The 5,986-nt window shown below is 70.7% G+C and carries 10 protein-coding genes; 3 read left to right on the top strand and 7 right to left on the bottom strand.

All coding sequences use genetic code 11. The features are described 5' to 3' along the window. On the top strand, positions 1-1,353 hold a 1,353-nt coding region (locus tag BMW67_RS16200), incomplete at its 5' end, for a sialate O-acetylesterase (RefSeq protein ID WP_143053721.1). A 111-nt stretch (positions 1,354-1,464) separates the two neighbouring features. On the opposite strand, the gene BMW67_RS15145 is transcribed toward BMW67_RS16200, so the two are convergent. Genes BMW67_RS15145 through BMW67_RS15120 form a run of 6 tightly spaced genes read right to left on the bottom strand, consistent with a single transcriptional unit; the run spans position 1,465 to position 4,483 of the window. Further along, positions 1,465-1,884: an acyl-CoA transferase gene (locus tag BMW67_RS15145; RefSeq protein ID WP_072748543.1), complete on the bottom strand. Its 420-nt coding sequence runs from the start codon at positions 1,882-1,884 to the stop codon at positions 1,465-1,467. Positions 1,885-1,914: 30 nt separating this feature from the next. Next, on the bottom strand, positions 1,915-2,250 hold the full coding sequence (locus BMW67_RS15140; RefSeq protein WP_072748542.1) for a type II toxin-antitoxin system RelE/ParE family toxin: 336 nt from the start codon (positions 2,248-2,250) through the stop codon (positions 1,915-1,917). Continuing rightward, on the bottom strand, positions 2,247-2,504 hold the full coding sequence (locus BMW67_RS15135; RefSeq protein WP_072748541.1) for a type II toxin-antitoxin system ParD family antitoxin: 258 nt from the start codon (positions 2,502-2,504) through the stop codon (positions 2,247-2,249). Before BMW67_RS15135 ends, BMW67_RS15140 begins: the two co-directional genes overlap by 4 nt. A gap of 59 nt (positions 2,505-2,563) precedes the next feature. After that, positions 2,564-3,193 (bottom strand): DUF6441 family protein, encoded by a 630-nt coding sequence (locus BMW67_RS15130; protein ID WP_072748540.1) that lies wholly within the window; start codon positions 3,191-3,193, stop codon positions 2,564-2,566. A gap of 46 nt (positions 3,194-3,239) precedes the next feature. Further along, on the bottom strand, positions 3,240-3,938 hold the full coding sequence (locus BMW67_RS15125; RefSeq protein WP_072748539.1) for an anti-sigma factor: 699 nt from the start codon (positions 3,936-3,938) through the stop codon (positions 3,240-3,242). After that, positions 3,935-4,483, bottom strand: a complete 549-nt coding sequence (locus BMW67_RS15120) for a sigma-70 family RNA polymerase sigma factor (protein ID WP_072748538.1) — start codon at positions 4,481-4,483, stop codon at positions 3,935-3,937. Before BMW67_RS15120 ends, BMW67_RS15125 begins: the two co-directional genes overlap by 4 nt. A 156-nt stretch (positions 4,484-4,639) precedes the next feature. Between BMW67_RS15120 and BMW67_RS15115 the strand changes: the two genes are divergently transcribed. Together BMW67_RS15115 and BMW67_RS15110 are read left to right on the top strand one after the other, a co-directional pair. Further along, entirely contained in the window at positions 4,640-5,278 is a 639-nt protein-coding gene (locus tag BMW67_RS15115; RefSeq protein ID WP_072748537.1) for a hypothetical protein, read from the top strand. A gap of 184 nt (positions 5,279-5,462) precedes the next feature. After that, positions 5,463-5,837 carry a plastocyanin/azurin family copper-binding protein gene (locus tag BMW67_RS15110; protein ID WP_072748536.1) on the top strand — a complete coding sequence of 125 codons (375 nt, stop codon included), beginning with the start codon at positions 5,463-5,465 and terminating at the stop codon, positions 5,835-5,837. 35 nt (positions 5,838-5,872) lie between these two features. Here BMW67_RS15110 and BMW67_RS16260 read toward each other — a convergent pair. Beyond that, positions 5,873-5,986, bottom strand: a 114-nt coding sequence (locus BMW67_RS16260; protein ID WP_425433843.1) for a head-tail joining protein, incomplete at its 5' end; no start/stop codon positions are given.

Genomic DNA, 5,986 nt, shown 5'->3' with positions numbered 1-5,986 from the left:
CGCTTCGAGGCGCAGGGGCTGGCGACGGACGCCTCGCCGCGGACCTCGGGCAAGGTGTGGACCACGGGCGCCAACGGCATCCCCGAGGGCACGGCCTCGTTCGGGCCCGAGATCGGGCTCGTGCGGCATGTGCTGGGCGGCGGCGCGCCGGCCTCGTGGCGCAACGACGCGGCGCCCAATCTCTACATCCTCAAGCAGACCGAGGGCGGGCGCTCGGTCGATCACTTCCGATGGGGCGGGCCGGGGCAGGACCTGATCCTGACCGCGCTGCGCCAGAGCTCGGGCGAGACGCTGACCTCGCTCGCGGCGGCGAAGACGGTGCTGATCCAGGGGCTGATCTTCGTCATCGGCGAGAAGGACAGCACCACGCTGCACCCGAGCGGCGCCTCGATGGCCGAGAGCCTGGACGTGCGCTTCGCCGACTGGGTGCGCCAGATCCGCGCCGCGCTGGGGGTGGAGGCGCCGGCGGTCTTCGTCGAGATCTTTGACGCGCTCGACGCGCGCAAGCAGACCGCCAATGCGCGCCTGCACGCGCTGGCCGCCTCGATCCCGAACGCGGCGGTGATCGCGCGCGATCCCTCCTGGCAGACGGTGGGCGACGGCATCCACTACGACGCGGCCGCGCAGGCGGCGATCGGCGACGCGGTCTTCGCCCATTTCCGCCAGAGCTACGGGCGGCCGGGCGACGGGCTGGTGACGGGCTTTCCCTTCGCCGGGCTGCGGCCGTGGTTTCATGTGCCGCCGCTGTTCATCGACGACGGGGGCACGAACATGCGCATCGCCGCCACCCCGGCGGCCTCGGGCACGATCCATGCGCTGGTCACGGACGCCGACGCGCCCGTTCCCGACGCCGCCGCGATCCGCGACGCCTCGGCCGCCGCGCCGGGCTTTCGCAAGGCCGTGACGGCGGATCAGGAGGTCCAGTGGTGGTCGGGCTCGGGCGTGTTCCAGTCGAACGTGACGCAGGACTGCCATTTCGTGCTCGAGGACGCTTCGGGCCAGCTGGGCGAGGTGGCGACGGTGCGGCGCTGGGCGAACGCCAAGTTCGCGCCGGACCTGGCGCTGGTCTCGACGGCGGGCGGGGCGGCGTCGTTCTCGGCGCGGCCGGCCTTCACGGGCGATCTGAGCTGGGCGCTGCATGCGGGCGCGCGCGGCTTCATGCGCCCCGAGGACGTCGAGACCGCGGCCTTCGAGCCGGTCGATGCGGGGCAGATGGCGGTGACGGCCAACACGGACGTGCAGATCGACGTGACGGGGCTGACGCCGGGGCAGGAATACACGCTGCTCGTCACGGGCCGGAAGAACGGGACCGAACGCGCGGTGACCCAGTCGGCGACGGTGATCGCCGCATGATCCGCGCCGCCGCGCGAAGGCCGGCGTAGGCGCGAACATTCAAACGGGAGAACGAACCATGGCACGCGCCCCTTGGGCGCGTGCCATGGTGTTCTCCTGAGGTTGTTGCGGTCAGACCAGCGGATCGGCTGTGGTGTAGTGCAAGACGACAGGTATCACCCCCGCCTTCAGGCTGGCCGCACCTTCGACGGGAAGATCGACCGGCCGTGGCGCTTCCGCCTCGACCCAGTCGCACAAGCCGCCGAGCGTTCGGTCGGCGGTTAGCGTCGTGCCGATGCTGGCGATCAGCGCGTCGAAGGCAGCGTCACGGTCGGCGCCTTGCACCACCGCCTCGATCTCTGCCCGGTGCTGGTAATGGTAGGCGACCGGCGACAGCGTCACTTCCGGCTCACCAGGCTCGCCGTCGCGCAGGATCAGCAGGCCTTCGGCCGGCACCCGCTCGGGCAGCACCTCACCGCGCAGGGCGGTGGCGGGCAGCGCCGCAAGTCGCGCGTGGAGCGCGGCGAGGATGGATTCGCGGGGGGTGGGCATCGAAGCCTCGAAGCTACAAGATGGGTCCGGTCAGTCGTCCCGGCGCGCCACTTCGGTCAGCCGCGCGGGCAGATCGCGCCGCCCGTGCAGGAAATCGACGATGATCACCCGGTCGGGCTCATCCACGAACACGATCAGATGCTCGCCGCAGCGGGTGAAACGCAGATCCTCGGGCAGGCGCGGATCGATCACCTTGGCGCAGCTCTGCCATGGAGCCTCGTTCCGCGCGATCGCCTCGCAGCGCTCGATCAGGTCGGCCTCGTAGGCTTCGGCCTGTCGCGGGCCGAAGGTCTCAAGGGTCCAGAGCGCGATGTCGACGAGCGACGCTTCGGCTGCCCGCGTCAGGCGCCACGGCTTGCCGCTCACCGACCGGACCGCGCGGCGCGGAAGGCCCGCCGGATGGCGTCCTCACCCGAGCCCTCGGCGAGATCGCCCCGCCGGGCCTGGTCGAGGCCGGTCTCGAGCCGCGCGCGCAGGGCCTCGAGTTGCGCCTCTTCGCGCTCCAGAAGCCGCAACCCCGCGCGCAGGGCCTCGCTGGCGTTCTGGTAGCGCCCCGAGGCGACCAGGCGATCGACCAGCGCGGATTGGCTTTCGGTGAGGACGACATTTCTCGTGGCCATGGCGGATTCTCCTTCATTGGCAATATATGCCAATAAGGGGAAGCTGTCGACCATGGGCTTCAGAGGCGGGTTTCGAGCCATTTCGCCACGATCAACCCCGGCACGCTGTCGAGCGCCCGCTCGGCGTCGCGGTCGAGGTCCAGCCGCTTCGGCAGCCTGACCTGCGGGACGAGCAGGAAGATCGGCACTGTGGCGCGGCCCCGGCCGGTTTTCAAGCGGGAGGCGACGCCGAGGCCCTTGGTGTTGAGGCGTCCGTCGGCAACCAGCAGGCTCGGGCCGCGGCGGCGGTAGACGAAGCGCAGGCGCAGGCCGCGGCGGCGTTCCCACTCGCCCGGTGTGAGCTTGGCGCCGCGCCGCCCCTTTCCGGCGGCGGGCAGCGGGATCGCCAGCCAGAAGCCCTCGCGAGAGCGGATCAGCGGGCCGGTGTCGTGGGCGCCGACGATGACCGGGACCTTGGACCAGACCAGCGCGGCGGCGTTCAGGCTTTCGCCGGCCTTCGGGTAGGTCAGGCTCCGGATCGAGTTGGCCAGTCGTCGGCCAAGCCCCGCACCGGTGATCTGGCCGCGCCATGACGTTTTCAGACCGCTCCCTGCCTCGCGCATGGCGGCTGTGACGGCCTTCTCGCCCGCCTTCACCTCGGCGGCCATGGCGGCAACGAGATCCGGGGTGATGTCGAGCTTGAGCTTCATCGTTGATCAAGACCGGTTTTCGGCGTGTCCACTTGGAGCGCGCGACCTATCCCGGTCGGGTCAACTGCCCGGCGGCGACCACGGGGCCGGTCGGCTGACCGGTGGGCGAGCCGCCCGGCGGTTCGGTGCTGATGGCAAGCGTCGCCCCGGCGAGGCGCGAGGCCAGCTCCGCCGTCAGGCGCGCGCGGGCAGGCGCATCGGGGGCGATCAGGCCCATGGAGATCGGCCGGTCGGCGCCTTGCGGGATCAGCCACAGCTCGAATGCCCGGTCGGGCGGCGGCGCGCCGGTGACGAGCCGCGCGACGAGCTCGCCGCCATCGCCGCGCAGTTCTGCCTCGGCGGCGACCACGAGCGCGCGGTCCTCGGCCACGACCTCGGCGACAAGGCGCGTCTCGCCGGGCCCGGTGAAGAGACCGAGGAAGGCCAGGGCGGCAATACTGGCCGCAAGGGCCAGGGCCGCGCCCAGAGCCCAACGGCGGCGGAAGGGCAACACGCGCGCTGCAGCCTTGCCCTCGCCGAACAGACGTGCGTCGATCGCGGCCTTGACGCGGTCGGGCGGTGCGACAGGGTCCACCTCCTCGGCCAGAGCGGCGAACCGCGCCTGCCATTCCTCGACCAGCGCGGCAAGCTCCGGCTCGCGGGCAAGCCGCGCCTCGAAGGCCGCGCGCTCATCACCCTCGAGCAGCCCGAGCGCGTATTCGCCGGCCAGCGCGATGTCGTCGCGATGATGTTCGGCGGCGCTCATCGGTCCATGCACTCCTTCAGCGCGACCAGCCCCCGGCGGAGCCAGCTGCGCATGGTGTTGAGCGGCACGACAAACCGCGCGGCGAGTTCGGCATAGCTCGCGCCGTCGAGATAGGCCCCGCGGATCGCCTGCGCGCGGTCGGCGGGCAGCTCACTCAGGCAGTCGGCCAGCCGCCTGAGCTCATCCCGGCCCTCGGCCACGCGCTCGGGCCCGGGATCGTCCGTTGCAAGCGGCATCGCGGCCACGTCATCCGCGCCCGAGGTGGCGGCGCTGCGCTCGGCGCGTAGCCGGTCGATGGCCACGTTCCGGGTCAGCGTCACCAGCCAGGCCATCGGGCTTGCGCCCGTGCGCCGGTAGCTGGCGGCGTTGTTCCAGATCCTGACCCAGGCGTCCTGCAAGGCATCCTCCGCGAGCGACTTGTCACGAAGGACACGGATGCAAAGCCCGAAGAGTTGCCCCGAGACGGCGGAATAAAGCGCATCGAACGCCGCGCGGTCCCCCCGCGCAAGCCGCTCGATTGCCGCCTCGATCTCGTCATCTGTCATCGGCGGCCATCCTGACCGCAGGCGGTCTGCCGGGCAAGCGGCAAAAAAAATCGGGCCGTCTGCAACTTTTCCGCTGCGGCTTCCGTGACGTCTGTCGAGCTTCGGATGCACAGCGCGCCGGGGCCAAACCGGGAAACCAATGAAGGGAGAGACCCCATGCTGAACACGATCACGTTTCGTCGCACCGTCCTTGGCGGCGTTGCCGCGCTGGCGCTGGCCGTCTCCGCGCCTCTGGCGCAGGCCGATCACATCAAGACCGGGGGCGATTTGCGGGTGGCCGTGAACCTGCTTCTGGCCGAGCACGTCCACCTCGCCGCCGCCGCCACCGGCTGGGCGATGATGGGCATGAACAGGAATTTCAAGGCCGCCGCCGGGGCGCTCGATGCCAACTCGGTCGATCTCGCCAACGCCATCGGGCTCGTCTATGGCGACGGCGCCAGGGACGCCTTCCTGCCGCTGTGGCGCAAGCATATCGGTTTCTTCGTCGATTACACCACGGCAACGATCAAGGGCAGCAAGTCCGGCCGCGACAAGGCGGTCGCCGACCTCATGGACTATGCCCGCGATTTCGGCGCCTTCCTGAACTCGGCCAACCCCAACCTGCCGGCCGATGCGGTCGAGGCGCTGGTCAAGGAACATGCCGTGACGCTTGCCGCGGTGGTCGATGCGCAGGCCAACCAAGACTGGCCCAAGGCCTATGAGTTGCAGCGCAAGGCGGCCGCGCACATGCAGATGATCTCCGACGCGCTCGCCGGGGCGATCGTCAAGCAGTTCCCCGACCGTTTCGGCGGGTAACGCCCCTGGAATGCCGGGCGGCCCGACCGGTCGCCCGGCGGCCCCCGCCGGCCGGATGTGACGAGTTCCCCCGGTGGCGTGTAACCGGCCGGCGGGGGCACCCCCCGTCCGACTGGCGGCGCAGAGCCATCCCCGACTGTCCCTCCAACGGTCCTGCGCCGCCCCTTTTTGTCAGGAGACTCCCATGACCACGACCAGACGCGCCCTCCTCACCGTTCTCGCCGCAGTGCCGTTCGGCGCGATTGCCAGCCGCGCACGCGCCTGTTCCGGGGTGGTGCATGCCAGCGTGACCGTGCACGAGGTGGACATCAAGACGTTCCAGTTCCAGCCGTCGCCGCTGACCATCGCCCCCGGCGATGCCGTGCGCTGGACCAACCGCGACGGGATCGAACATTCCGCAACCGCCGTCGCGACGGGCGCCGACGGCAAGCCGCGCTTCGACACCGGGCTGTTCGGCAAGGGCGAGAGCCGCGAGGTGACCTTCACCGAACCGGGAAGCCACGACTACTTCTGCACCCGCCATCCTTCGATGAAGGGCCGCATCGTTGTCGCCGGCTGACGCGGGCGGCTTTCCAGGATCGGGAACTTTCCGCGTCACGCTGGCCGCAGATCGACGGTCCAGACCAGCCGCTCGCGGTCGCGGACGGGTTCGCCCTGGATGAGGAAGGCCTCGCCGTCGAGCTCGATCCGGTCATCGGGGCGCGGGTT

Source organism: Oceanicella actignis (assembly GCF_900111545.1).
GTDB classification, from domain to species: Bacteria; Pseudomonadota; Alphaproteobacteria; order Rhodobacterales; family Rhodobacteraceae; genus Oceanicella; species Oceanicella actignis.
The sequence above is the reverse complement of the archived record's forward strand: the minus strand, read 5'-3'. Positions and strand labels throughout refer to the sequence as shown.

Bases quoted from the DNA above. Each gene is read 5' to 3' on its own strand.
- BMW67_RS15145 (WP_072748543.1), bottom strand. From the start codon at position 1,884: ATGCCCACCCCCCGCGAATCCATCCTCGCCGCGCTCCACGCGCGACTT.
- BMW67_RS15135 (WP_072748541.1), bottom strand. From the start codon at position 2,504: ATGGCCACGAGAAATGTCGTCCTCACCGAAAGCCAATCCGCGCTGGTC.
- BMW67_RS15130 (WP_072748540.1), bottom strand. From the start codon at position 3,193: ATGAAGCTCAAGCTCGACATCACCCCGGATCTCGTTGCCGCCATGGCC.
- BMW67_RS15125 (WP_072748539.1), bottom strand. From the start codon at position 3,938: ATGAGCGCCGCCGAACATCATCGCGACGACATCGCGCTGGCCGGCGAA.
- BMW67_RS15120 (WP_072748538.1), bottom strand. From the start codon at position 4,483: ATGACAGATGACGAGATCGAGGCGGCAATCGAGCGGCTTGCGCGGGGG.
- BMW67_RS15115 (WP_072748537.1), top strand. From the start codon at position 4,640: ATGCTGAACACGATCACGTTTCGTCGCACCGTCCTTGGCGGCGTTGCC.
- BMW67_RS15110 (WP_072748536.1), top strand. From the start codon at position 5,463: ATGACCACGACCAGACGCGCCCTCCTCACCGTTCTCGCCGCAGTGCCG.